At 70.9% G+C, this 24,337-nt stretch carries 22 protein-coding genes; 12 read left to right on the forward strand and 10 right to left on the reverse strand.

Features of this window, described 5'->3' with window-relative positions:
• Positions 1–2 precede the first annotated feature (2 nt).
• Positions 3–977 carry a carbohydrate kinase family protein gene (locus AC5P1C_RS05965; RefSeq protein WP_493864594.1) on the reverse strand — a complete coding sequence of 325 codons (975 nt, stop codon included), beginning with the start codon at positions 975–977 and terminating at the stop codon, positions 3–5.
• 134 nt (positions 978–1,111) lie between these two features.
• Between AC5P1C_RS05965 and AC5P1C_RS05970 the strand changes: the two genes are divergently transcribed.
• Together AC5P1C_RS05970 and AC5P1C_RS05975 are read left to right on the forward strand one after the other, a co-directional pair.
• Positions 1,112–1,330, forward strand: coding sequence for a hypothetical protein (locus AC5P1C_RS05970; RefSeq protein ID WP_493864595.1), 219 nt, complete (start codon positions 1,112–1,114; stop codon positions 1,328–1,330).
• Between the two features lie 166 nt (positions 1,331–1,496).
• Complete coding sequence (locus AC5P1C_RS05975) at positions 1,497–3,020, forward strand: hypothetical protein (protein ID WP_493864596.1); 1,524 nt, start codon at positions 1,497–1,499, stop codon at positions 3,018–3,020.
• Positions 3,021–3,117: 97 nt separating this feature from the next.
• Here the strand turns inward: AC5P1C_RS05975 and AC5P1C_RS05980 are convergent, their stop codons facing one another.
• The gene (locus AC5P1C_RS05980) at positions 3,118–3,474 is read right to left on the reverse strand and encodes a HesB/IscA family protein (RefSeq protein ID WP_072483280.1); all 357 of its coding nucleotides are present in this window, start codon (positions 3,472–3,474) and stop codon (positions 3,118–3,120) included.
• A gap of 277 nt (positions 3,475–3,751) precedes the next feature.
• On the opposite strand from AC5P1C_RS05980, the gene nadA reads away from it, so the two are divergent.
• Entirely contained in the window at positions 3,752–4,957 is a 1,206-nt protein-coding gene (nadA, locus tag AC5P1C_RS05985; RefSeq protein ID WP_493864597.1) for a quinolinate synthase NadA, read from the forward strand.
• An 88-nt stretch (positions 4,958–5,045) separates the two neighbouring features.
• On the opposite strand, the gene AC5P1C_RS05990 is transcribed toward nadA, so the two are convergent.
• The 5 genes from AC5P1C_RS05990 to AC5P1C_RS06010 all read right to left on the reverse strand — a co-directional run bounded on the left by AC5P1C_RS05990 (position 5,046) and on the right by AC5P1C_RS06010 (position 11,543).
• Positions 5,046–8,192, reverse strand: coding sequence for an efflux RND transporter permease subunit (locus AC5P1C_RS05990; RefSeq protein WP_493864598.1), 3,147 nt, complete (start codon positions 8,190–8,192; stop codon positions 5,046–5,048).
• 151 nt (positions 8,193–8,343) lie between these two features.
• Positions 8,344–9,024 (reverse strand): response regulator, encoded by a 681-nt coding sequence (locus AC5P1C_RS05995; RefSeq protein WP_493864599.1) that lies wholly within the window; start codon positions 9,022–9,024, stop codon positions 8,344–8,346.
• The gene (locus tag AC5P1C_RS06000) at positions 9,021–10,259 is read right to left on the reverse strand and encodes a sensor histidine kinase (protein WP_493864600.1); all 1,239 of its coding nucleotides are present in this window, start codon (positions 10,257–10,259) and stop codon (positions 9,021–9,023) included. Before AC5P1C_RS06000 ends, AC5P1C_RS05995 begins: the two co-directional genes overlap by 4 nt.
• A gap of 162 nt (positions 10,260–10,421) precedes the next feature.
• Complete coding sequence (gene pspAA / locus AC5P1C_RS06005; protein WP_389909779.1) at positions 10,422–10,700, reverse strand: PspA-associated protein PspAA; 279 nt, start codon at positions 10,698–10,700, stop codon at positions 10,422–10,424.
• A gap of 45 nt (positions 10,701–10,745) precedes the next feature.
• Positions 10,746–11,543 carry a PspA/IM30 family protein gene (locus AC5P1C_RS06010; protein ID WP_493864601.1) on the reverse strand — a complete coding sequence of 266 codons (798 nt, stop codon included), beginning with the start codon at positions 11,541–11,543 and terminating at the stop codon, positions 10,746–10,748.
• A 267-nt stretch (positions 11,544–11,810) separates the two neighbouring features.
• On the opposite strand from AC5P1C_RS06010, the gene AC5P1C_RS06015 reads away from it, so the two are divergent.
• From AC5P1C_RS06015 to AC5P1C_RS06025, 3 genes are all read left to right on the forward strand, one after another.
• On the forward strand, positions 11,811–12,437 hold the full coding sequence (locus AC5P1C_RS06015) for a DUF3043 domain-containing protein (RefSeq protein ID WP_493864602.1): 627 nt from the start codon (positions 11,811–11,813) through the stop codon (positions 12,435–12,437).
• 74 nt (positions 12,438–12,511) lie between these two features.
• Positions 12,512–13,219: a class I SAM-dependent methyltransferase gene (locus AC5P1C_RS06020; RefSeq protein ID WP_493864603.1), complete on the forward strand. Its 708-nt coding sequence runs from the start codon at positions 12,512–12,514 to the stop codon at positions 13,217–13,219.
• Between the two features lie 94 nt (positions 13,220–13,313).
• Positions 13,314–14,366, forward strand: a complete 1,053-nt coding sequence (locus tag AC5P1C_RS06025; protein ID WP_493864604.1) for a S1C family serine protease — start codon at positions 13,314–13,316, stop codon at positions 14,364–14,366.
• A gap of 61 nt (positions 14,367–14,427) precedes the next feature.
• On the opposite strand, the gene AC5P1C_RS06030 is transcribed toward AC5P1C_RS06025, so the two are convergent.
• The gene (locus AC5P1C_RS06030; RefSeq protein ID WP_493864605.1) at positions 14,428–14,649 is read right to left on the reverse strand and encodes a hypothetical protein; all 222 of its coding nucleotides are present in this window, start codon (positions 14,647–14,649) and stop codon (positions 14,428–14,430) included.
• Between the two features lie 242 nt (positions 14,650–14,891).
• Between AC5P1C_RS06030 and AC5P1C_RS06035 the strand changes: the two genes are divergently transcribed.
• Complete coding sequence (locus AC5P1C_RS06035) at positions 14,892–16,091, forward strand: bifunctional adenosylcobinamide kinase/adenosylcobinamide-phosphate guanylyltransferase (RefSeq protein WP_493864606.1); 1,200 nt, start codon at positions 14,892–14,894, stop codon at positions 16,089–16,091.
• 25 nt (positions 16,092–16,116) lie between these two features.
• On the opposite strand, the gene AC5P1C_RS06040 is transcribed toward AC5P1C_RS06035, so the two are convergent.
• Positions 16,117–16,854, reverse strand: a complete 738-nt coding sequence (locus AC5P1C_RS06040; protein WP_493864607.1) for a class I SAM-dependent methyltransferase — start codon at positions 16,852–16,854, stop codon at positions 16,117–16,119.
• Between the two features lie 224 nt (positions 16,855–17,078).
• Between AC5P1C_RS06040 and cobT the strand changes: the two genes are divergently transcribed.
• Genes cobT through AC5P1C_RS06055 form a run of 3 tightly spaced genes read left to right on the forward strand, consistent with a single transcriptional unit; the run spans position 17,079 to position 20,776 of the window.
• Complete coding sequence (gene cobT, locus AC5P1C_RS06045; protein ID WP_493864608.1) at positions 17,079–18,212, forward strand: nicotinate-nucleotide--dimethylbenzimidazole phosphoribosyltransferase; 1,134 nt, start codon at positions 17,079–17,081, stop codon at positions 18,210–18,212.
• Positions 18,213–18,269: 57 nt separating this feature from the next.
• Entirely contained in the window at positions 18,270–20,057 is a 1,788-nt protein-coding gene (locus tag AC5P1C_RS06050) for a phosphatidylglycerol lysyltransferase domain-containing protein (protein ID WP_493864609.1), read from the forward strand.
• A complete protein-coding gene (locus AC5P1C_RS06055; RefSeq protein WP_493864610.1) occupies positions 20,054–20,776 on the forward strand; it encodes a hypothetical protein in 723 nt (240 codons plus the stop codon). The genes AC5P1C_RS06050 and AC5P1C_RS06055 overlap by 4 nt, the downstream gene beginning before the upstream one ends.
• On the opposite strand, the gene AC5P1C_RS06060 is transcribed toward AC5P1C_RS06055, so the two are convergent.
• A complete protein-coding gene (locus tag AC5P1C_RS06060) occupies positions 20,722–21,480 on the reverse strand; it encodes a hypothetical protein (protein ID WP_493864611.1) in 759 nt (252 codons plus the stop codon). The genes AC5P1C_RS06055 and AC5P1C_RS06060 overlap by 55 nt on opposite strands.
• 253 nt (positions 21,481–21,733) lie before the next feature.
• Between AC5P1C_RS06060 and AC5P1C_RS06065 the strand changes: the two genes are divergently transcribed.
• Together AC5P1C_RS06065 and AC5P1C_RS06070 are read left to right on the forward strand one after the other, a co-directional pair.
• Positions 21,734–22,516 (forward strand): adenosylcobinamide-GDP ribazoletransferase, encoded by a 783-nt coding sequence (locus tag AC5P1C_RS06065; RefSeq protein WP_493864612.1) that lies wholly within the window; start codon positions 21,734–21,736, stop codon positions 22,514–22,516.
• A 194-nt stretch (positions 22,517–22,710) separates the two neighbouring features.
• A complete protein-coding gene (locus AC5P1C_RS06070) occupies positions 22,711–24,243 on the forward strand; it encodes a leucyl aminopeptidase (protein ID WP_493864613.1) in 1,533 nt (510 codons plus the stop codon).
• The last annotated feature ends 94 nt before the right edge of the window (positions 24,244–24,337 follow it).

Below are 24,337 nucleotides of genomic sequence, written 5' to 3' on the forward strand. Positions count from 1 at the left end.
GACTAGGCCAGGTGCGCCTGGACGTCGGACGCCGCCTCATGGCCGTACGCCTTGGTGAAGCGGTCCATGAAGTTGCTGCGCTGCAGCTCGTACTCCTGGGTGCCGACGGTCTCGATGACCAGGGTGGCGAGCATGCAGCCGACCTGCGCCGCGCGCTCGTGCGAGACGCCCCAGGCCAGACCCGAGAGGAAGCCCGCGCGGAAGGCGTCGCCGACGCCGGTCGGCTCGACCTTCGCCTCTTCCTCGGGGACGCCGACCTCGATCGGGTCCTGGCCCGTGGACTCGATGCGCACGCCGCGCGAGCCGAGGGTCGTCACGCGGTGGCCGACCTTGGAGAGGATCTCGGCGTCGCTCCAGCCGGTCTTGGACTCGATGAGCCCCTTCTCGTACTCGTTCGAGAAGAGGTACGTGGCGCCGTCGAGGAGGGTTCGGATCTCCTCGCCCTCCATGCGCGCGATCTGCTGGGAGAAGTCCGCGGCGAAGGGGATCTTGCGCGTACGGCACTCCTCGGTGTGCCGCATCATCGCCTCGGGGTCGTCCGCGCCGATGAGGACCAGCTCCAGCCCGCCCACGCGGTCGGACACGGTCTTCAGTTCGATGAGGCGGGCCTCGCTCATCGCGCCCGTGTAGAACGAGCCGATCTGGTTGTGGTCGGCGTCCGTGGTGCACACGAAGCGGGCCGTGTGCAGCGTCTCGGAGATACGGACCGACGCCGTGTCCACGCCGTGCCGGTCGAGCCAGGCGCGGTACTCGCCGAAGTCGGAGCCCGCGGCGCCGACCAGGATCGGGGCGGTGCCGAGCTGGCCCATCCCGAAGCAGATGTTGGCGGCGACGCCTCCCCTGCGTACGTCTAGCGCGTCGACGAGGAATGAGAGAGAAACCGTGTGCAGCTGATCCGCGACCAGTTGGTCGGCGAAGCGGCCGGGGAAGGTCATCAGGTGGTCGGTGGCGATGGAGCCGGTGACTGCGATACGCACGACGGCATGCTCCTGTGGAGGAGAGGCAAGGGATTGACAGTTCACGCTACCGGGTCGGGCCACCTCGCTGAAGAGGCCAAACTACCCGTTAGTAGGTCTTTTTTCGCGAGGTGTGCGATGCGTACGGTGCGGTTATGGCCGTTATCTCGAAGCATGTCGTCACCGCGCGTCCCGTCGAGCTGCACTCCGAGACCCTGGAGACCCTGCGCGGCGACTGCGCCCGCATGGCCCCGCACTGGGTGACCCCCGTGGCCGCCGCGACCGCTCCGGTGTCGCCCGCGCTGATCCACGGGGTCGACGTCCCGCCGGCCTCCGCGCGACTGATCGACGGCATGTCCGAGTACGGCGACTGAGGCGAGGGCCGGTCGCGCACCGGCCCAGGGGCATCGGCGCGCGCCGAGGGAACCGCGCGCTCCCCCGCTGCGTCCCACCGCTGTCCCCCGTAAAGGGGACGCGGAATACGAACGAGGCCCACGCACGGGCCTCCAGGGACAGCAGTGCAGTCGAAGGAGCGATGCGGTGAGCACCGAGCGAACCGACCATGACGCTGCCGAGCAGCACCGGCGGCGTTCCCGCCTCGCCGTCGCGTCGGTGGCGGCCACGGTGCTGCTCGTCGGTGGCGGCGGCGCCTACTTCGCCGCGACCGCGTCAGGCGGCAACGACGGCAACGGCAGCTCTCCCGCCGCCGACGGCGGCGGCACACCCCCTCCGCTCGCCCTCGACGGACACACGGACGGCGACCGGCAGGAAGGCGGCACCGGAGGCATCGCCCCGGGAGAGCCCGACCCGAACGGCGCCGCCTACCGCGCCGAGGGCAAGCTGCCCGGCGGCCCCGACGAAGCGGCGGTGTACCACGCGCGGGGCACCGTCACCCAGGACCAGGTCGCCGAGCTGGCCAAGGCCCTGGGTGTCACGGGGAAGCCCACCTCGCAGGACGGCGCCTGGAAGATCGGCCCCACGAACGACGGTTCCGGGCCCTCACTCCAGGTGAGCAAGCAGGCCCCGGGCACCTGGACGTTCTCGCGGCACGCCACCGGCGGCAGCGACAACTGCCAGAAGGGGAAGGCCTGTTCGGAGACCTCGGAGAACCGGGAGACGTCCACCGCCCCGAACGGCGAGGGTGACGCGGTCGGCGAGAGCGCGGCGAAGAAGGCGGCCGCACCGGTCCTGAAGGCCGTGGGCCAGGACGACGCGAAGCTGGACGCCCGTCAACTGATGGGCGGCGTACGAGTGGTGAACGCCGACCCCCGGGTGGGCGGCCTCCCGACGTACGGCTGGTCGACCGGCATCCAGGTCGGCTCGGACGGCCAAGTGGTCGGCGGAAGCGGCCAGTTGAAGGCGCCGGAGAAGGGTGCGACGTACCCGGTGATCAGTGCCGCCAAGACCCTGGAGCAGCTCAACAGGACCGGTGACGGTGACGGACGCGTCGGCATCGGCGGCTGCGCCACGGCCGTGCCCGAGGACCCCAAGGACACAGCCGGCGGAGAGGGGCAGAAGGAGGCGCCGTGCGAGGAGCCTTCCTCCGCGCCCCCGAAGCCGCAGCCGATCACGGTGAAGGACGCCACGTTCGGGCTCGCGGTGCACTTCGTGGACGGGCGCCAGACGCTCGTGCCCGCCTGGCTCTTCGATGTGAAGCCGCAGGGCGCGAAGGACGCGTTCACGGTGACGCACCCGGCGGTGGAGCCGAAGTTCCTCACCTCGCCGAGCACGCCGTCCCCCACCCCGACGCCCACCGAGAAGCCGGGCACGGGCGCCGAGAAGCCCGGCACGGGGGCGAAGGATCCGACCCTGCACGTCGAGTCGTACCGCGCGGACGGCACGTCCCTGACCCTGCACTTCTGGGGCGGCGTCTGCAGTGACTACTCGGCGTCGGCCGACGAGAGCGGCGACAGCGTGCGCGTGAAGGTGACCGAGACCCGGAAGAAGGGCGAGGTCTGCGTCATGGTGGCCAAGGAGTTCACGGAGACCGTGACCCTGGACGAGCCGCTCGGCGACCGCAAGGTCGTGGACGCGGAGGGCGGCGCGACGGTCCCGCGCAAGTAGCGTCCCGGGCGAAGCGCACCAGCCCCGCACGTACGAAGGCGGCCCCCGAAGTTCTCCGGGGGCCGCCTTCGTACGTGCGGTTGAGCTGAGCGGCGGTTTAGTTGAACGAGTCGCCGCAGGCGCAGGAACCCGTGGCGTTCGGGTTGTCGATCGTGAAGCCCTGCTTCTCGATGGTGTCGACGAAGTCGATGGAGGCGCCGCCCAGGTAAGGAGCGCTCATCCGGTCGGTGACGACCTTCACGCCGTCGAAGTCCTTGACGACGTCGCCGTCGAGCGAGCGCTCGTCGAAGAACAGCTGGTAGCGAAGGCCCGAGCAGCCGCCGGGCTGAACGGCGACGCGCAGCGCCAGATCGTCGCGACCCTCCTGCTCCAGAAGGCCCTTGACCTTGGCCGCGGCGGCGTCGGACAGGAGGATGCCGTCGCTCACGGTGGTGGTCTCGTCCGATACGGACATCTGCTTCTCTCCCGGGTTGTACGGAGACTGCTTGCCGACGGTTGCAACCGTCGGGGCCGCGGATTCATTCCGGGCCGAGTGCTGTGTCTCCCGGCTGTCTGTCGACTGTCTCTCGGCTGTCTGTCCCCTTCATGCTCGCACATGCCGCCCTGCGGGGCATCGGCCCGTCGAAGGCGAACGCGTCACATCGACACTATGGCCATCGTCAAACTGACGTGAAGCGGTTATGATAGATAACGTCAATTAGACGAAAAGGCTCGTCTGCAGAACAGAAAGGGTGCGTGTCGTGACCACCGCCCAGTCCCCCGCGGACCTCGTGGACCTCGATGTTCAGCCCACGCCGCTCGCCCTGCTCCTGCTCGGCCGCGAGGCCGACCCCAAGAGCGAGCGCGGCGTGGAGTGCCCCGGCGATCTGCCGTCGCCCTCCGACCCCGACCTGGTGGAGCGCGCCCGCGCCGCCAAGGAGAAGCTCGGCGACAAGGTCTTCGTGCTCGGCCACCACTACCAGCGCGACGAGGTCATCCAGTTCGCGGATGTCACCGGCGACTCCTTCAAGCTGGCCAAGGACGCGGCCGCCAGGCCGGAGGCCGAGTACATCGTCTTCTGCGGCGTGCACTTCATGGCCGAGTCCGCGGACATCCTGACCACCGACGACCAGAAGGTCGTCCTGCCCGATCTGGCCGCCGGCTGCTCGATGGCCGACATGGCCACCGCCGAGCAGGTCGCGGAGTGCTGGGACGTGCTGACCGAGGCCGGGATAGCCGAGCAGGTCGTACCCGTCTCGTACATGAACTCCTCGGCCGACATCAAGGCCTTCACCGGCAAGCACGGCGGGACGATCTGCACCTCGTCCAACGCCAAGCGGGCCCTGGAGTGGGCTTATGAGCAGGGCGAGAAGGTGCTGTTCCTGCCCGACCAGCACCTCGGGCGCAACACCGCGGTCCGCGACATGGGCCTCACGCTCGACGACTGCGTGCTCTACAACCCGCACAAGCCGAACGGCGGCCTGACGCCTCAGCAACTGCGGGACGCGAAGATGATCCTGTGGCGCGGGCACTGCTCGGTGCACGGGCGCTTCTCGCTGGAGTCCGTGGAGGACGTGCGCGCGCGGATACCCGGCGTGAACGTCCTGGTGCACCCCGAGTGCAAGCACGAGGTCGTGGCCGCCGCGGACTACGTGGGCTCGACCGAGCACATCATCAAGACCCTGGAGGCGGCTCCCTCCGGTTCCAAGTGGGCGATCGGCACCGAGCTGAATCTCGTACGCCGCCTGGCGAACCGTTTCGCCGCGGAGGACAAGGAGATCGTCTTCCTCGACAAGACGGTCTGCTTCTGCTCGACCATGAACCGGATCGACCTGCCGCACCTGGTCTGGGCGCTGGAGTCCCTGGCCGAGGGCAAGCTGGTCAACCAGATCGAGGTCGACCGCGAGACCGAGCAGTTCGCGAAGCTGGCGCTCGAGCGCATGCTGGCGCTTCCGTAGGTCGTACGAGGTACGGGGCGCCCCTCTGGGTGAGGGGCGCCCCGTACGGCGCGGGGAACTGGCGATCAGCCCCCGTCGGCCCGCAGGGTCAGACCTGGGCCGGTGCCGGGTCGTCCGACTCGGCGTCGGCCTGCGGCGGGACGCCCGCCTTCTTCGCCCGCTTCTTCTCGCGCTTCGCGCGCCTGCGCTCCTTGCGGAGTTCCACCATCGCGTACAGCGTCGGGACGAGGAGCAGGGTGAGGAGCGTCGACGTGATCAGGCCGCCGATGACCACCACCGCGAGCGGCTGGGCGATGAAGCCGCCCTCGCCCGTGATGCCGAGGGCCATCGGGAGCAGGGCGAAGATCGTCGCCAGGGCCGTCATCAGGATCGGGCGCAGACGGTGGCGGCCACCCTCGATGACTGCCTCGACCACGCCGTGACCCTGCTTGCGGTACTGGTTGATCAGGTCGATCAGGACGATCGCGTTCGTCACCACGATGCCGATCAGCATCAGCATGCCGATCATCGCCGGGACGCCCATCGGGGTGTCCGTCGCGATGAGGAGACCGATCGCGCCCGTGGCCGCGAACGGGATCGACACCAGCAGGATCAGCGGCTGGACCAGCGAGCGGAACGTCGCCACGAGCAGCATGAAGACGATCGCGATCGCCGCGAGCATCGCGAGGCCGAGCGAGGCGAACGCCTCGTCCTGATCCTCGGAGACGCCGCCGATGGACGCCGTGGCGCCCTCCGGCAGGTTCAGCGCGTCGAGCTTCTTGGTGAGGTCGGCGCTGACCGCGCCCGTGTTCTCGCCGGTCGGCTTCGCGGTGATCGTCGCGGCGCGCGCGCCGTCGATACGGGTCATCGAGACCGGCCCGTCGACCAGCTTCACCGAAGCGATGTCACCGAGCTTCACGGCGCCGAGGTTCAGCTCGCGCAACTCGGCGAGGGTCTTCGCCGGCTGCGCCGACTTCACCACGACGTCACGCTCGGTGTCGTCCAGGATCGCCTTGCCGCTCTCGGTGCCGCGGACCGCCTGGGCGACGGCCTGGCCGAGGGTGGTGTCGTTGAAACCGGCCGCCGCGGCCTTGGCGTTGGCCTTGACCGAGATGCGCGGGATGCTCTGCGACAGGTCGCTCTGCACGTCCGTGACGTCGTCGATCTTCGCGACCTCGTCGCGCACCTCCTCGGACGCCTTGCGCAGCACGTCGCCGTCGGCGGCCTTGACGACCACGCTCAGGTCCTGGCTGCCGAAACCGTCTCCGGCCGCGATGGACGTCTGGCCGATGCCGGAGAGCTTGCCGAGCTCCTCCTCGACCTTGTCCTGCGTCGTGTCGTACGCCGCCTTGTCCTTGAGCGTCAGGGTGTAGGACGCCTGGTTGGTGTCCGTGCTGCCGCCGAACGCCGCCATGAAGCCGGACGAGCCGACCGTGACCTGGTAGTCCTTGATCTCGTCCAGGCCGTCCAGCATCTTCTCGACCTTCTTGGCCGAGGCGTTGGACGCCGCCAGGCTGGTGCCCGGCTTCAACTCCTGCTTGATGGTCAGGACTTCCTGCTCGCCCTGGTCGAAGAAGTTGGTCTTCAGGAGCGGCGCCATGCCGAACGTGCCCACGAGGATCACGATCGCGAGGGCGAGGCTGGTGAAGCGGCGCCGGGTCGCGAAGCGCAGGACGGGGACGTAGAAGCGCTGGAGCCTGCTCTTCGCCTCCTTCTCCTCGGCCTTGCGGCGGGCCTCCTCCGGGTCGGCGCCGCGTACGTCCTTGGGGGGACGCAGGAACCAGTACGAGAGGACCGGCACGACCGTCAGCGAGACGAGCAGGGACGCCAGGAGCGCCGCCGTGACCGTCAGCGAGAAGGAGCCGAAGAGCTCGCCCACCATGCCGCCGACCAGGCCGATCGGCAGGAAGACCGCGACGGTCGTCAGGGTCGAGGACGTCACGGCGCCCGCGACCTCCTTGACCGCGGTGATGATCGCGGCCTCGCGCTCCTCGCCGTACCCGAGGTGGCGCTTGATGTTCTCCAGGACCACGATCGAGTCGTCGACGACGCGGCCGATGGCGATGGTCAGCGCGCCGAGCGTGAGCATGTTGAGGGACAGGTCCCTCGTCCACAGCACGATCAGGGCGAGCACGACCGAGAGCGGGATGGAGACCGCGGTGACCAGCGTCGAGCGGATCGACGCCAGGAAGACCAGGATGATCAGGACGGCGAAGACCAGGCCGAGCGCGCCCTCGGTGGTGAGGCCGTCGATGGACTTGGAGACCGCGGGGCCCTGGTCGCTCGCGACCGTCAGGTCGGAGCCCGCGCCCAGGTCCTCGCGGAGGTCGGGCAGCTTGTCCTTGACCGCGTCGGAGATGGCGACGGCGCTGCCGTCCTGGTCCATCGTGATCGCGACGGCCAGGCTCGGCCTGCCGTTGGTGCGCGTGATGGACGTGGCGTCCGAGGGCTGCTGCTTCACCGTGGCGACGTCACCGAGGCGCACCGGCTTGGCAGGGCGCTCCCCCGGCTTGGCCTCGGGGGTGACCATCAGGTCCTGGATCTGCTTCAGGGAGGTGTAGCCGCCGCCGACCTGGACGGTGCGGTTCTTGCCGTCCTCGTCGAAGGAGCCCGCGGGGAGCGTGGCGCCGCCGGCCTGGAGCGCCTGGCCGAGCGCGGCCGGGGTCAGGCCCGCCTTGGCCAGCTTCTTCTCGTCGGGGGTGACGTCCACCTGAAGGTCGCGCACGCCGTCGACGGTGACCTGTCCGACGCCGTCGATGTCCTCCAGGGCGGGGACGACGGTGCGGTCGAGGCGGTCGGAGAGCGCCTGCTGGTCCTTGTCGGAGGTGACGGAGAGGACCACGGTCGGGATGTCGTCCGTGGAGCCCGCGATGACCTGCGGGTCGACGTCGTCGGGGAGTTCGGCTCCGGCACGGTTCACGGCCTGCTGGACATCGGCGACGAGCTGCTTGGAGCCGCTGCCGTAGTCGAACTGGGCCATGATCACGGCGTTGCCCTCGCTCGCCGTGGAGGTGATGCCGGTGATGCCGTCGACCGCGTCGATCGACGATTCAAGGGGTTCGACGACCTGCTTTTCGACCACATCGGGGGACGCGCCCTGATACGGGGCCAGGACGGACACCATCGGGAGTTCGATGGAGGGCAGCAGCTGCTGCTTGAGCTGAGGGATCGCGATCGCGCCGAAGACGAGCGCGATGATCGATATCAGCCCGACAAGGGCCCGTTGGGCGAGGCTGAATCGGGACAGCCAGGACATGGTGGTCTCTCTCTGTGGCGTACTGCGCAGGAACGGGCACCGGCGTGCCGGTGCCCCCTACACGATCTGCCATGTCCAGGGCAGGATTCGTCACTCCGAGGACCCGTTCTTATGCGGCGCATACTGCGGGCGCAGTACATCGCGTCCGCGCTCACTCCACCCTTGGACGTACCAGGCCCGATTCGTAGGCGATGACGACGAGTTGTGCCCGGTCACGGGCGCCGAGCTTCGCCATCGCGCGGTTCACATGGGTCTTCACGGTGAGCGGGCTGACCTCGAGCCGCTCGGCGATCTCGTCGTTCGAGTGCCCGCCCGCGACCTGGACGAGGACCTCGCGCTCGCGCCCGGTGAGCGCGTCGAGCCGCTCGCCGCGCACCCCGCCGTCACCGTCCGAACTGTCGCCCTGCGCGAGGAACTTGGCGATGAGACCCTTCGTCGCCACCGGGGAGAGCAGGGCGTCGCCGGCGGCCGCGATCCGGATCGCGCCGAGCAGTTCGTCCGGCTCCGCGCCCTTCCCGAGGAAGCCGGAGGCCCCGGCGCGCAGCGACTGCACCACGTACTCGTCGACCTCGAAGGTGGTCAGCATGACCACGCGTACGTGGGCCAGGGCGGGGTCGGCGCTGATCATCCGGGTGGCGGCGAGACCGTCCGTGCCCGGCATGCGGATGTCCATCAGGACGACGTCCGCGGCCCGGTCCTTGGCGAGTTCGACGGCCTCGGCGCCGTCCGACGCCTCGGCGACGACCTCCATGTCCGGCTCGGAGTCCACCAGCACCTTGAACGCGCTGCGCAGCAGTGCCTGATCGTCGGCGAGCAGCACCCGGATCGTCACGCGGTCCCTCCCTCTGCCGGGCTGACCGGCTTTGCCGTGACGGGCAGGATCGCATGGACGCGGAATCCGCCGCCGTAGCGGGGTCCGGCGGTGCAGCGGCCGCCCAGTGCGCTGACGCGCTCGCGCATGCCGAGGAGGCCGTGCCCGCCGCCGTCGGTCTCCTGGCTCTGCTCCTTCTTCTCGCCCCCGCCGTCGTCCAGGATCGTGACCTCGGCGTTCGGCCCTACGCGGATGACGCTGACCTCGGCCTTGGCGCCCGCCCCCGCGTGCTTCTGCACGTTCGTGAGGGCCTCTTGGATGATGCGGTAGGCGGCCAGGTCGACCCCTGCGGGCAGGTCCGTCGCGTTGTCGCCGACGGCGACCTCCACCGGGAGCCCCGCGTGCCGGAAGGTGTCGACGAGGTCGTCGAGACGGGCCAGGCCCGGCGCGGGTTCGGTGGGCGCCTCGGGGTCGCCGGTCTGCCGCAACAGGCCGACGGTGGCGCGCAGTTCGTTGAGCGCGGAGCGGCTTGCGTCGCGTACGTGGGAGAGGGCTTCCTTGGCCTGGTCGGGCCGCTTGTCCATGACGTGCGCGGCCACGCCCGCCTGCACATTGACCAGGGCGATGTGGTGGGCGACCACGTCGTGCAGATCGCGGGCGATACGCAGCCGCTCCTCGGCGACGCGGCGCCGAGCCTCCTCCTCGCGGGTGCGTTCCGCGCGTTCGGCGCGCTCGCGTATGGCGTCCACGAAGGCGCGGCGGCTGCGGACGGCGTCGCCCGCGGCCGCGGCCATGCCGGTCCAGGCGAAGATGCCGAGGTTCTCCTGGGCGTACCAGGGCAGCGGGCCCACCAGCATGGCCACTCCGGTGAGCCCGGTGATGGTGACCACGCCGACGCGCCAGGTGGTGGAGCGGTCGGTGGTGGCGGCGACGGTGTAGAGGGCGACGACCGCACTCATGACGACGGCGCCGCGGAACTCTCCGGTGACCAGGTCGACGACGGAGGCGGCGCAGGTCGCCGCGAGCACGATCCAGGGGGCGCGGCGGCGGAAGACCAGCGCGGTGGCGCTGAGCAGCATCAGGACGAGGCTGAGCGAGCCGGGGGTGCGGGTGCCCCAGGAGGGGCCGCCGTCATGGCCGTACGGCTCGACGAAGGAACCGATGACCATGCACACGAGGACGGCTGCCGCGAGGGCGGCGTCCACAGCCAGGGGATGCGCCTTGGCCCAACAGCGGCCTCGCACGAGAGTGGTCACGCCTTAGACGGTACGGGGCCCTGCGGGCTGCTGGGACCGGTCTGACGGGCCGCCCCTGCGGGGCGATGCCCATTGTTCTGGCTGAGCTCCGTCTCCCTGGGCGTCCTGGCCCGGCGCTCCGCGCCGGGTCTTTCCCGCCCACCCACCCGATTTACCCCGCATCTAGCCGGGAATCAGGCCGTCGTCGCTCAGCATCTCCCGGACCTCGTCCAGGGTCGCGTCCGGGCCCGGGAGGATCAGCTCGGAGGGTTCGAGGGCGTCGTCCGGGAGAGGGGTACCCAGCTCCCGGACCTTGTCCAGCAACGCGCCCAGCGTCCTGCGGAAGCCGGACTCGTCGCCGCTCTCCATCTCCGCGAGCAACTCGTCGTCCAGCTTGTTCAGTTCGGTGAAGTGGCTGTCGGCCAGCTTCACCTGCCCCTCCCCCATGATCCGTACGATCATGTCGCCCTCCTCGGACGTGAGCGGTGTGCTGCGTAAGGCTTTCTACTACTGCTTGTCGAAGCGCGGAGTGTCCTGCGGCTCCTTGGCCTGGGGCTGGCCCTGGCCCGGCTCGATGGCCTGCTTCGGCGACGCCGACGAGCCACCCGCCAGTTCCGCCTTCATCCGCTGCAGTTCCAGCTCTACATCAGTACCACCGGAGAGCCGATCCAGCTCGGACTGGATGTCGTCCTTGGCGAGCCCGGAGGAGTCGTCGAGAGCACCGGAAGCCAGGAGCTCGTCGATCGCGCCGGCCCGCGCCTGGAGCTGCGCGGTCTTGTCCTCGGCGCGCTGGATCGCCATGCCGACGTCGCCCATCTCCTCGGAGATGCCGGAGAAGGCCTCGCCGATCCGGGTCTGCGCCTGGGCGGCGGTGTACGTGGCCTTGATCGTCTCCTTCTTCGTGCGGAAGGCGTCGACCTTGGCCTGGAGGCGCTGCGCCGCGAGGGTGAGCTTCTCCTCCTCGCCCTGGAGCGTCTGGTGCTGCGTCTCCAGGTCGGTCACCTGCTGCTGCAGCGCCGCACGGCGCGACAGCGCCTCGCGGGCCAGGTCCTCGCGGCCCAGGGCAAGGGCCTTGCGGCCCTGGTCCTCAAGGGTGGAGGACTGCTTCTGGAGCTGGCTCAGCTGCAGCTCGAGGCGCTTGCGCGAGGTCGCCACGTCGGCGACACCGCGGCGCACCTTCTGAAGCAGCTCGAGCTGCTTCTGGTACGAGTAATCGAGGGTTTCGCGCGGGTCCTCGGCCCGGTCAAGGGCCTTGTTCGCCTTCGCGCGGAAGATCATCCCCATACGCTTCATGACACCGCTCATGGGCTTCGCGCGCCCCCTTCTGACGGACTTCCAGCTCCAGGTACTGCTCAGAACCCACAGTACGGGCCCTGCATCCATTACCGCACTGTTCGCGTGCGGATGCGCTCATCCCCAAGGACGACTGTGTCCGGCCGGGCTCAGGCGTAGGGAGTAGGTGCACCCCCGGGAACCGCCCGAAAACCGCTTGTAAACCACACGGAACGTCCCCTTAGCCACACAATCAAGACGCCCGGTGTTGCCGGATCGTTCCCCGTCGGGCGGGGGTCCATGCGTCCGCACCCCGTACCCTTGGGTTTTGTGTTCCGTAGCCGATCCAAGGACGAGAAGGCCCCGGCGAGCAAGGCCCCGGTGACCGACTCCCAGCAGCCCCGTGACCCCGAGGCCCCCAAGGGCCGCCCCACGCCCAAGCGCAGTGAGGCCCAGACCCAGCGCCGCAGCGTGGCCAACACGCCTGTGACGCGCAAGGAGGCGGCGAAGCGGCAGCGCAATGAACGCCGCGTCCAGATGGACAAGCAGCGCCAGGCGCTCGCCAGCGGTGACGAGCGCTATCTGCCCGCGCGCGACAAGGGCCCCGTGCGCAAGTTCGCGCGCGACTTCGTCGACTCGCGGTTCTGCATCGCCGAGTTCTTCCTGCCGCTGGCCGTGATCATCCTCGTACTGAGCATGGTCCGGATCCCGCAGCTGCAGAACATCGCGCTGCTGCTCTGGCTCTTCGTGATCGTCCTGATCATCGTGGACTCGGTGACGACGGCGGTCCGCCTGAAGAAGCGCCTGAACGAGCGTTTCCCGAGCGAGAGCAAGAAGGGCGCCGTCGCGTACGCCCTGATGCGTACGCTCCAGATGCGCCGGCTGCGCCTTCCGAAGCCGCAGGTCAAGCGCGGAGAGCGGCCCTGAGCGGTTTCGCCGGCGGGGCCGCCGCGTGGCTGGAGAAGCTGGGCGGCCTGCGCAATGCCGTACGCCAGGAGCTGGTGACCCGGCAGCTCGACGAGCAGATAGCCGGACGCTTCCCCGTGGGGCAGCGGCTCCGGGTGCTCGACGTGGGCATGGGCCAGGGCACGCAGGCGCTGCGGCTCGCCCGTGCCGGGCACAAGGTGACCGGCGTCGAGCAGGATCCGGCGATGGTGGCCGCGGCACGTGCGTCGCTCGCCGCCGAGCCCGAGGGCATCCGGGGGCGGGTGCGCATCGTCGAGGGCGACGGGCGCGAGACCGGGGTGCATTTCCTGCCGGGCAGCTTCGACGTCGTGCTGTGTCACGGCGTCCTGATGTACGTCGAGGAGCCGGACGCGCTGCTGGCGGGCCTGGCCCGGATGCTCGCCCACGGAGGGCTGCTCTCCCTGCTCGTGCGCAACGCCGACGCGCTTGCCATGCGGCCGGGGCTCGCCGGGGACTGGGCGGGGGCGATGGCCGCCTTCGACTCCACCGTGTACCGCAATCGGCTCGGCCTGGAGGCGCGGGCCGACCGGCTCGGTGCGGTGTCCGCCTCGCTGGCGGGGATCGCGGCGCCGTTGCACGCCTGGTATGGCGTGCGGGTCTTCACCGATGGCGCGTCGGACGAGGCTCGGCCGCCGGAGGAAGCGGAGTTGGCGGCGTTGCTCGCCGCCGAGGAGCGGGCGGGGCGGACCGACCCGTATCGCCGGGTCGCGGCTCTGTTGCACGTCTGCGGTGTGCGGGACTGACTGAGCCGCCGCTTCGCGGCGGATGCTTCCCTCGCACCCACCCGATTGCCCCGCATCCAGGGCGACGTACGGGGACGAACGGGACACTCGGGGCATGACTGTCTCGCGTATCCGTACCGTCACCGCCGCCGTTGTCGTCGCCTCCGGGCTTCTCGTGAGCGGCTGCTCCGGAACCGGTTCCGGGGACTCCGGTGAGTCCACCACTCAGGCCGCTCCCATGGCGGAGAGCGACCTGGAGGGCGCCTACCAGCAGGTGATCAAGGACGTCCTGCCTTCGGTGGTCCAGATCGACGCCTCCGAGAGCCTCGGCTCCGGCGTCGTCTACGACAACAAGGGCCACGTCGTCACCAACGCCCATGTCGTGGGCAAGGAACGCACCTTCAAGGTCACGACGGCCACCCGCGAGCAGGCGCTCACCGCGAAGCTCGTGGCCTCCTACCCCGAGCAGGACCTCGCCGTCATCAAGATCGACAACCCGCCGAGCGGGCTCAAGGCCGCGAAGTTCGCCGACTCCACGAAGGCCGAGGTCGGGCAGATCGTGCTCGCCATGGGTTCGCCGCTCGGTCTGTCGTCCAGCGTCACGCAGGGCATCATCTCGGCGACCGGCCGGACCGTCAGCGAGGGCCGCTCGGACGGCGCCACGGGGGCCACCATCGGGAACATGGTGCAGACGTCGGCCGCGATCAACCCGGGCAACAGCGGCGGCGCCCTGGTCACCCTCGACAGCGAGGTCATCGGCATTCCGACGCTCGCCGCGACCGACCCGCAGATGGGCGACAGCGCGGCGCCCGGCATCGGATTCGCGATCCCGTCCTCGATGGTGAAGACCATCGCCGACCAGATCGTCGAGGACGGCAAGGTCACCGACTCGGGCCGGGCCGCCCTCGGCATCACGGGACGCACGGTCCTCGGCAACGACTACAAGCCCGCGGGCGTCGCCGTCGTCGAGGCGCGGAACGACGGAGCCGCGGCCAAGGCGGGCATCAAGGCCGGCGACATCATCACCAAGCTGGGCGATGCCGAGATCACCACGATCACCTCGCTCTCCGAGGCGCTCGCCGGGGAGAAGCCGGGCGACAAGGCGCAGGTGACGTACGTACGGGACGGCGCCGACAAGACCGCCGACGTCACGCTGGGCGAGATGTAGGCACCGGACGCCGCGAGGGGGTGGCCGCAGCTGCGGCCACCTCCTCGCGTCCAGGCTTCGCTCAGTCCTGCGCCGCGTCCTGCGCGTGCAGGCTCATCGGCCCATAGATCTTGTTCGCGTCCTCGAAGAGCGACACCTGGTCGGCGCCGCCCTCGGCGAGCTCTTTCCAGTACTCGCCGACCCAGGACTCCGCGTCCCCCTGGGTCGTGAACTCTTCCGGCGTCAGAGCGGGCTGGACCTCGGTCCCGTCCGCCTTCTCGAACCGCCACGTCCATGCCGCCATGCGAGCCTCCCGACGATGGTCCGACAGCTGTTTGAACCCTCCCCCGGCCGCAGCAGGGGGATTCCTGGCTCACGTCGGCTGCGGGTCAGCGACCAACAGCTCTTGCTGCTCGTGCGCGCTTGGTTCTCGCGACGCATGTCGGTGATCCTAACGCCCCCGCCTGAAGGCCGGGGCGTGCTCCGTCGAATCCGCTGGGCCTAGCCGGGCGAGCGCCGCTCGCGGCGACGCGGGAGGATCTTCCCGTGGAACTGACTCTGCTCGGCACCGGCGACCCCGAAGGCCTGCCCCGCCCCGGCTGCCCCTGCGCGGCCTGTGCGACCGCGCTCGGCGGCGCCGCACGCGCCGCGACGGCCCTGCTCGTGGACGGCGTCCTGCTGCTCGACCTCACCCCTGGCGCCGCCTTCGCGGCCGCCCGCTCCGGGCACTCACTCGGCGGCGTACGCCAGGTCCTGCTCTCCCATCCGCACGACGGCCCGTCGGTGGAGGTACCGGCCGGCCTTCCGCAGCCGGGCCGGGTGCCCGACGGGCGGGAGCTCGCGCTGCTCACCGGGCACCGGGTGCGGGCGGTGGCGATGGACCATCCGGGCACGGGGTACGAGGTGGTGGGCCCCGACGGGGAGCGGCTGTTGTATCTGCCGCCCGAGGGTGCGCCCTCCGGGGTGCCGAACGGGCATCCCGCGTACGAGATGGTCCTCGCCGATGTCATCGGGCGCCCCGACGGGCTCGCCCGGCTGCGGGCGGCGGGGGCGATCGGGCCGACCACGGATGTCGTCGCCGTCCATCTGGGCCACGAGGTGCCGCCGGGCGCGGAGCTGGCCCGCAGGCTGGCCGCCGCCGGTGCGCGGGCCGTGCCGGACGGGACAACGCTGGTGGTCGGCGCCTATGAGGACGTACCGGACGTGCCGCGCCGCACGCTCGTCCTGGGCGGCGCCAGATCGGGGAAGTCGGTGGAGGCCGAGCGGCGCCTCGAGTCCTTCCCCGAGGTGCTTTACGTGGCCACGGGCGGGACAAGGAACGGCGACTCCGAGTGGGCGGACCGGGTGAGCGCCCACCGTGAGCGGCGGCCCGGGTCGTGGAGCACCACCGAGACCTGCGACCTCGTGCCGCTGCTCGCGGAAAGCGGGCCTCCGCTGCTCATCGACTGCCTGTCGCTGTGGCTGACGTACGCCATGGACGAGGTGAACGCGTGGGACGACGCCGAGTGGGCGGGCGGGGGCGAGCGCGCGCTGCGCAAGCGGGTCGCCGAGCTCACGGACGCGGTGCGCGCGACCCGGCGGACGGTCGTCGCCGTCTCGAACGAGGTCGGCTCCGGCATCGTGCCGGCGACCGCGTCCGGCCGCCGCTACCGCGACGAACTGGGCCGTCTGAACGCGGCGTTCGGGGCGGAGTGCGAGCACGTGCTGCTCGTCGTGGCGGGCCAGGCGCTCACGCTGCGGGGCTGACCCCACCCGTCACGTCGTCGGGTCATCACGTCGTCGGGTTCCGGCGGGCGATGACCCGGTAGGCGTTGGAGAACCGGGTGCGGCTGATCAAGGGGGCTAGGACCCGGTCGGCCAGTGCCGCCGCGGCCAGCAGCGGGGCGGCGACGCGGGCGGCTGCGCGGACGCGGCGGAGCGCGACGGCCAGGCCCGCGGCCAGGTCGAGGGGGATGTGCGGTTCGCGCAGGTCGGTGGCCACGACGGTGTAGCCGAGGCTCTCCAGTTCGCCGCGGAGCGCGCTGAGCGGGATGCGGTGGTGGGGCTCGGCCCGGAGCCACCCCTTGCCGAGGAGCCTGGCGTACCGGCTGTCAGGGACGGGGACCTCGATCATCAGATGGCCGCCAGGCCGCAACACCGTGCGGGCGGCGATGAGTTCGATGCGCGGGTCGGCGCTGCGCTCCAGGTAGTGGAACATGCTCAGCGCGTCGTAGCGCCCGGCGAGCTTCGGCGCCAGGTCGGCGAGGAGTCCGCGGTGCGCCTCCTCCACTCGTCCTGCCCTGCGGCCCTCCTCGACGCGCTCGGTGAGGTCGAGGCCGTCGAAGGCGGTGTACGGGTGCACGTGCTGGGCGGCGGCGGGGAAGTGCCCGTGCCCGGTGTCGATGTCCAGCCAGCTCTCGGGCTCGATGAACCGGCCCATCGCGCGGGCCCGCGCCCGGTGGCGGCGGGTGGCGCGCGGGACGGCGAAGATCTTCTCGGCCTGGGCGGCGGCGGCCTGGGCGGCGTCCATGGGCGTGACGGGCTCCTTGGTCGGGCGGCGCGGGTGGTGCTTGGCATTGCTGGTGATGCAGGGACGAGTGATGCGACAAACCGCTCCAAACGGTACGTAAGTGATCATCGGCACCGGCGCAACGACACCGTGGAGGCGGCCCGTTCCGTGACCCCGCTCGCGCGGGAACGCCTGCTGCCGGGCCGTTCGAACCGGGGTGGGGCCCTGCCGGTACTGTTCGGCGAATGAGTTCGCTGAATCTCGACGACTTCACCGACCTGATCGAGCGGCCCGACGGCGGGGTGCGCCGCGACGCCGAGGAGCGCAGGGCACGGCAGAGCGTGCCGCCCGGTGCGCTCGGCCGCCTGGACGAGCTGGCCGAGTGGCTGTCCGCGGCGCAGTCATCGGTGCCGGTGAAGCCGATCGAGCGACCGCGCGTGATCCTCTTCGCGGGCGACCACGGGGTCGCCGGACTCGATGTGTCCGCGCGGCCCGCGGGCAGCGCGGCCGAACTCGTCCGCGCCGTGCTCAGTGGCGCGAGCCCGGTCGCCGTCCTCGCACGCCGCCTCGACGTGCCCGTGCGTGTCGTCGACATGGCTCTGGACTGCGACCCGGCCGAGCTGCCCGCCGAAGTGGCGGGGCACCGGGTGCGGCGCGGATCGGGACGCGTGGACGTCGAGGACGCGCTGTCGGCCGAAGAGGCCGAGGCCGCGGTACGGGCCGGGATGGCCGTCGCCGACGAGGAGGCGGACTCCGGCACCGACCTGGTCGTACTCGGCGATGTCAGCGTCGGCGGGACGACGCCGGCGGCGACGCTGGTCGCCGCGCTGTGCGGGACCGACGCGTCCGTGGTGACCGGGCGTGGCGGCTCGCCGATCGACGATCTCGCGTGGATGCGCAAGTGCGCGGCGGTCCGGGATTCGCTGCGGCGGGCGCGGCCCGTCCTCGGGGATCAGCTGGAGCTGCTCGCGACGGTGGGCGGTGCGGACATCGCCGCCATGACCGGGTTCCTGCTGCAGTGCGCGGTGCGGCGTACGCCGGTCATCCTGGACGGGGTCGTGGCGACAGCGGCGGCCCTCGTGGCCCAGCGGGTCGCCTTCCGGGCGCCTGACTGGTGGCTCGCGGGGCACAACAGCGGTGAGCCCGCGCAGGCGAAGGCCCTGGACCGGATGGCTCTCGATCCCGTGCTCGAACAGGGCGTGCAGGTGGGCGAGGGCGTGGGTGCGCTCCTGGCACTGCCGCTGGTGCGGGCCGCGGCGGCGCTCTCGGCGGAGCTGCCCGAGCGGAAGCCGGAGCCGGAGCCGGAGGGGGAGGACAAGGCCGAGGACGAGGCCGATCCCAAGGCCGAGGCGGGGACCCCGGATCCCGAAGCGGAGTAGGCGGCGCGGCTGGTCACAGCCTCAGGTGGCCCGGCATGCCCCATATGATCCCTTTTCATGGGAGATGAACAATCTGCAGCCGGGCGCCGTCAGCGTCTCGCCGCGGCCTTCAGTGTCTGGTACCTCCGCGCCGTCACCTTCATCAACTTCCTGAGCGCGGTCTGGGTCTCCCTCGGGCAGGATCTGCGTCGGCACAACACCGAGAACTACTTCACGCCGTACCTGCTCACCGCGGGCTTCGCGTCCGGTGCGTTCACGCTGTTCCTCGCGATCACGATGCGCCGCCGAAAGCGCGCCGCCTGGATTCTCAACCTCGTACTCAGTGGGCTCTTTCTGCTCCTCTTCGCGTTCGCGATGGTCTTCCCGGAGATCCGCCGGTACGCGCAGAACTGGATCTCGCTCGCCCTGACCGCCGCGTTCGTCGCCTCGCTGATCGTCGGGCGGCGGGAGTTCTATGCCAAGGGCGACCGCTCCAATCCGAAGCTCGCCGCGGCCGTCGCCGTCGGCGGGCTCCTGGTGACCTCGCTGATCGCGGCGCTCCTGGTCACCGTCACCAACCGCGCGCACGACGACTACCGTTCGACCTTCCTGGACCGCTGGCGCTACGGCACGATGCGCCTGGTCTCGCTGGCCGCCGACGACACGCGGTTCGAGGGCATCGCCACGCCGGGCTGGGTCAACGTCGGCATCAACGTGCTCAGCACGCTGCTCCTCCTGGCCGTCCTGTACGCCGCGTTCCGCTCGCGCAAGGCGGTCGACCCGCTCAGCGAGGACGACGAGCGCAGGCTGCGCGAACTGCTCGACCGGTACGGCGAACGCGACTCGCTCGGCTACTTCGCGCTGCGCCGCGAGAAGAGCGCCGTGTGGTCACCGAGCGCCAAGGCGGCGGTCGTCTACCGGGTGGTCGGGGGCGTCTCGCTGGCCTCCGGTGATCCGATCGGGGATCCGGAGGCCTGGCCGGGCGCCATCGAACCCTGGCTCGCCGACGCCCGCGAGCACGGCTGGATCCCCGCCGTGATGGGCGCGAGCGAGGAGGCGGGCACGATCTACGCCCGGCACGGACTCGACGCGCTTGAACTGGGCGACGAAGCCATCGTCGAGACAGGGGAGTTCACCCTGGAGGGGCGGGCCATGCGGACGGTCCGTCAGGCCTACAACCGGGTCAAGCGGGCCGGGTACGAGGTGCGGATCCGCCGCCACGAGGACATCCCCGCCGACGAGATGGCCCACCTCCTGGAGCGGGCCGACGACTGGCGCGACGGGGCCACCGAGCGCGGCTTCTCCATGGCTCTCGGGCGGCTCGGCGATCCCGCGGACGGGCGGTGCGTGATGCTCGAATGCAGGGATGGCGACGGGGAGTTGAGAGCGGTGCTCTCCTTCGTGCCGTGGGGGCCGAACGGCCTCTCCCTCGATCTGATGCGGCGTGACCGCGACTCCGAGAACGGCCTGATGGAGTTCATGGTCATCGAACTGCTCCAGCGCGCCACCGAGATCAAGATCACTCAGGTCTCGCTGAACTTCGCGATGTTCAGGTCGGTCTTCGAGCGTGGCTCACGGCTCGGCGCGGGCCCGGTCCTGCGGCTGTGGCGCTCGCTGCTCACCTTCTTCTCCCGGTGGTGGCAGATCGAGTCGCTGTACCGCGCCAACGCGAAGTACCGCCCGATCTGGGAGCCCCGCTTCCTTCTCTTCGAGAAGAGCGGCGACCTGCCGCGCATCGGCATCGCGTCGGCCCGCGCGGAGGGCTTCCTTGAGGCGCCGGGCCTGCCGGTGGGGGTCCCCCCTGTTCGAGCGAAGGCGAGAACTTGGGGGCGGCTGCACCGCAAGCACTTGGAGTCCCGAAGATGAGTTCCCCTGCGGCGGCCACGGGCCGTCTGACCCGTCTGGCGCGTACCGAATGGGGGCCGCTGTACGCCACGGTGCGGGGCGGCATCGCCGAGCGGCGGTGGCGGGCGGCGCCCATGACGCTGGCCGCCGTCTGCCTCACCGCCCTCTTCCAGTACGTGCAGAACCAGCCCTGGGGCTATCAGTTCGTGCAGAACATTGGCTCCGTACGGGCCGATGACCCGCTCTGGCTCGCCCTGCTGCGCACCCCGCTCTCGCTCTTCGTACCCGCGCTCGACCTGCCCGTCTGGGGCGCGCTCGCGCAGATCCTGCTGGTCTTCGGCATCGCGGAGATCTGTCTCGGCTGGTGGCGCACGCTCGTCATCGGCTACGCGGCCACCCTCGCGGGCACGCTCTACGCGCGCGTGGGCATCGAGTTGGGGCCGGGCAGCCCGCTGGGGCTCCCCGCCTCCGACGCGCGGGTCGTCGACACCGGTCCTTCCGCCGCGGTGGTCGGGCTCGCGGTCTACGTGGGCTGGCGCTTCCGGGCGCGGTTCACGGCGGGGCTCGTGATCGCCGTGATGGTCGTCGAGGTGGTCGTCAAGAACAACCTCGCGGGCAAGGAGCATCTGGCGGCGATCGCGGCGGTGTTGGTGCTGTGCGCCTGCTCGGAGGTGCTTCAGCGGCGTCAGCGGCGGGAGCGTTCCAGTTCCGGGTCGGGCTTGCCGCCGATCCAGTCCTGAACCTTGCGGCGCGGGCCCGCCCAGCGGCGGTCGTGGTGGAAGGCACGCAGGCCCGCTCTGGCGCGGGCGCGATGCCGGTTGCGGTAGAAGCGCCTGGCCCAGGCCGACCCCGGGCGGGCGAGGCGGATCGCGCCCACCAGCGCGACCAGCGGGACCACCAGGCCGATCAGGGCCGTCCGCAGCTTGCCCTTGGCCAGGGCGATCAGGGCGAAGCAGCAGTTGATGGCGATGTTCAGCGCGAAGCCCGCGCGGTTGCTCCGCTCCTCGGGCGTCAGGTCGTCCACGCCGAACGGGGTGAACCCGGTGAGGATGAGCACCACCAGGGCGGCGGTCAGCATCACGACCTCGACGCTCTTGCGGCCCTGCTCGCCCCAGTAGACGTCGTCGAGGTAGAGGATCAGCGCGAACTCGTCGAGTACGAGACCGGCGCCGATGCCGAAGAAGACCGCGGCGAACATCGAGGCGAGGCTGTGCCTGCCGGCCGCGACCGCCCAGAACCCCCCTACGAGCATGAGGAAGATGCCGGGCACCACGTGGTGGATGTGGACGTCGCCCGAGCTGATGTTCCGGAAGGGGCCCTTTCCCGCGCGGATGAGGCGGGTGATGGTCCGCGTGACGATGAAGGTGCCGACGAAGGCGAGCAGGGCGAGGAGGAGCGGGAGCTTTCCCGGCTCCACGATGTTCCTCGCCCACCAATCCGCCATGGGCCCATCCTCGGCCGGGGACAGCGGGGCCGCACCTGGGTGCGGCTCTGGTGCGTCTTGGGGTGCGGGGCGTTGCCGTCTGTGGGAGCGGGGCGTTGCCGTCCGCGGGTGCTGCGGTGCCGGGCTGGTCCGTCTGTGGGGGCGGGGCCGTGCCGACTGCAGCGATTCGCTGGTCGCTGCGGGGTGACGGGCGGGCGGGGGTGTGGGAGAGGTCTGTTCGGGCCGGGCCGCAGCTACCGGCTACTCTTCCGCGGTGCCCCGAACCTCCCCCGCCGATGGCCTCCGTTTCGCCTTCGGCACCCTCACCGCGCTCCCGGTCCACGTCACGAAATGGGACCGTGACGCCGCCCGCGCCGGGATGCTCTGCGCCCCCCTGGCCGGGCTGGTGGTCGGGCTCTGCGCCGCCGCGCTCGGCGGAGTGCTCATGGCCCTCGGGGCGGGGCCGCTCCTGGCAGCCGTGGCCACCGCCGCCGTACCGGCGACGCTCACCCGCGGCCTCCATCTCGACGGCCTCGCCGACACCGCCGACGGACTCGGCAGCGCGAAACCCGCCGAGCAGGCACTGCGCATCATGAAGCAATCCGACGTCGGGCCCTTCGGTGTCATCACGCTGCTCTTCACCCTGCTCGCCCAAGTGGCCGTCCTCTTCCAGCTCTACGAAGCCTCCTGGACCCGGGGCGCCCTCGCCGCGGTCGTCTCCGCGACCGCTGCCCGCCTCGCCCTCACTCTGGCCGCCCGCAAGGGCATCCCCCCGGCCCGACCCGAGGGGCTCGGGGCGGCGGTGGCGGGGACGGTTCCCAAGGGTGCCGCTCTGCTCGCGGCGGCGCTCGTCGCCGCCGTGGCCGCGCTCGCCGCCGCGCCGTTCGGGACGTACGAACCCATGCGTAACGCCGCCGCCGTCGTCCTGGCGGTCTGCGCGGCCGAACTGCTCCTGCGGCACTGCGTACGCCGCTTCGGAGGCATCACCGGGGACGTGTTCGGCGCGCTCGCCGAGACCGCCGCCACCGCCGCCTTGATCGTCCTGGCCCTCGGCTGAACCGCACTGCCACACGCGGCGTTGAAACATAAACGCGGCGCCACGAACGGATGAATCTCCTCCGACACGATCGAATGGGCGCAACGCGCGTAGGCTCATGTTCGGTGCCTTTCCGGCCCGTTCTAGGCTGGCGCCGGGCGGGTCGACCCACCCCCATCGGCCAAGGAACTCAACGGAAGCGAGAATTCACCACCGTGACTGCTCTGACTCTCAGCACCGCCGCCGCGTCCGGTCTGCGTGCCGACGCGATCGTCGTCGGCGTCGCCAAGGGCGCCAAGGGGCCGGTTGTCGCGCCCGGCGCCGAGACCGTGGACAAGGCCTACGACGGCAAGCTCGCGTCCGTCCTGGAGACCCTCGGCGCCACGGGCGGCGAGGGCGAGGTGACCAAGCTGCCCGCCCCCTCCGGCTTCAAGGCTCCGGTCGTCCTCGCGGTCGGCCTCGGCACGGTGCCGGAGAAGGACGAGACGTACGGCACGGATGCCCTGCGCCGCGCCGCCGGTACCGCCGCGCGCGCCCTGACCGGCTCGAAGAAGGCCGCGTTCGCGCTGCCCGCCGAGGACGCCGAGGACACCGGCGCGATCGCCGAAGGCGCGCTGCTCGGCGCGTACTCCTTCGACGCGTACAAGGAGAACGGTTCCGCCAAGGGCAAGACCGGCAAGGACGCCAAGGGTCCGCTCGCCGAGATCGCCCTGCTCGGCGCCAAGCCCCGCGACAAGGCGTACAAGGCGGCCGTCGAGCGTGCCACCGCCGTGTCCGAGGAGCTCAACCGCGCCCGCGACCTCATCAACACGCCGCCGAACGACCTGAACCCCGAGGCCTTCGCCGCGGTCGCCGCCGCGGCCGCCAAGGAGCACGGCATCAAGGTCCAGATCCTGGACGAGAAGGCGCTCGCCAAGGGCGGCTTCGGCGGCATCCTGGGCGTCGGCGTCGGCTCCGACGCCCCGCCGCGCCTGGTCAAGCTCTCGTACACGTCGTCCAAGGCGAAGAAGCACCTCGCCTTCGTCGGCAAGGGCATCACGTACGACTCGGGCGGCATCTCGCTGAAGCCCGCCGGTCACAACGAGACGATGAAGTGCGACATGGCCGGTGCCGCCGCCGTCTTCGCGGCCGTCGTCTCCGCCGCGCGCCTGGGTCTCGAAGTGAACGTCACCGGCTGGCTTGCGCTCGCCGAGAACATGCCGTCCGGCTCGGCCACCCGCCCCGGCGACGTCCTGCGCATGTACAGCGGCAAGACCGTCGAGGTGCTCAACACGGACGCCGAGGGCCGTCTGGTCCTGGCCGACGCGATCGCCAAGGCGTCCGAGGACGGGCCCGACGCGATCGTCGACGTGGCCACGCTGACCGGCGCGATGATGATGGCGCTCGGCAGCCGCACCTTCGGCATCATGGCCAACGACGACGCGTTCCGCGCCGCGATCCACGACGCCTCGGAGGAGGCGGGCGAGCCCTCGTGGCCGATGCCGCTGCCCGAGCACCTGAAGAAGGGCATGGACTCCCCCACCGCCGACATCGCCAACATGGGCGAGCGCATGGGCGGCGGTCTGGTGGCCGGTCTCTTCCTCCAGGAGTTCGTCGGCGAGGGCATCACCTGGGCGCACCTGGACATCGCGGGCCCGGCCTTCAACGAGGGCGGTCCGTTCGGCTACACGCCCAAGGGCGGCACCGGCACCGCGGTCCGCACCCTGATCCGCCTCGCCGAGCGCACGGCCGCGGGCGACCTCGGCTGACCGCTCGATCTTCGTACGCAGGCCGGGGCCCGGACGTCCAGATGTCCGGGCCCCGGTCTGCACATGTCTGATTTCGCCCTCAACGAAATCCGTA

This window comes from Streptomyces sp. A18, from assembly GCF_059026065.1.

What these genes read in the sequence shown, in the direction of transcription:
- AC5P1C_RS05970 (WP_493864595.1), top strand. Translation starts at nt 1,112, where the DNA reads ATGGCCGTTATCTCGAAGCATGTCGTCACCGCGCGTCCCGTCGAGCTG.
- AC5P1C_RS05980 (WP_072483280.1), bottom strand. Translation starts at nt 3,474, where the DNA reads ATGTCCGTATCGGACGAGACCACCACCGTGAGCGACGGCATCCTCCTG.
- AC5P1C_RS05990 (WP_493864598.1), bottom strand. Translation starts at nt 8,192, where the DNA reads ATGTCCTGGCTGTCCCGATTCAGCCTCGCCCAACGGGCCCTTGTCGGG.
- pspAA (WP_389909779.1), bottom strand. Translation starts at nt 10,700, where the DNA reads ATGATCGTACGGATCATGGGGGAGGGGCAGGTGAAGCTGGCCGACAGC.
- AC5P1C_RS06010 (WP_493864601.1), bottom strand. Translation starts at nt 11,543, where the DNA reads ATGAGCGGTGTCATGAAGCGTATGGGGATGATCTTCCGCGCGAAGGCG.
- AC5P1C_RS06015 (WP_493864602.1), top strand. Translation starts at nt 11,811, where the DNA reads ATGCGTCCGCACCCCGTACCCTTGGGTTTTGTGTTCCGTAGCCGATCC.
- AC5P1C_RS06025 (WP_493864604.1), top strand. Translation starts at nt 13,314, where the DNA reads ATGACTGTCTCGCGTATCCGTACCGTCACCGCCGCCGTTGTCGTCGCC.
- AC5P1C_RS06030 (WP_493864605.1), bottom strand. Translation starts at nt 14,649, where the DNA reads ATGGCGGCATGGACGTGGCGGTTCGAGAAGGCGGACGGGACCGAGGTC.
- AC5P1C_RS06040 (WP_493864607.1), bottom strand. Translation starts at nt 16,854, where the DNA reads ATGGACGCCGCCCAGGCCGCCGCCGCCCAGGCCGAGAAGATCTTCGCC.
- cobT (WP_493864608.1), top strand. Translation starts at nt 17,079, where the DNA reads ATGAGTTCGCTGAATCTCGACGACTTCACCGACCTGATCGAGCGGCCC.
- AC5P1C_RS06050 (WP_493864609.1), top strand. Translation starts at nt 18,270, where the DNA reads ATGGGAGATGAACAATCTGCAGCCGGGCGCCGTCAGCGTCTCGCCGCG.
- AC5P1C_RS06055 (WP_493864610.1), top strand. Translation starts at nt 20,054, where the DNA reads ATGAGTTCCCCTGCGGCGGCCACGGGCCGTCTGACCCGTCTGGCGCGT.
- AC5P1C_RS06060 (WP_493864611.1), bottom strand. Translation starts at nt 21,480, where the DNA reads ATGGCGGATTGGTGGGCGAGGAACATCGTGGAGCCGGGAAAGCTCCCG.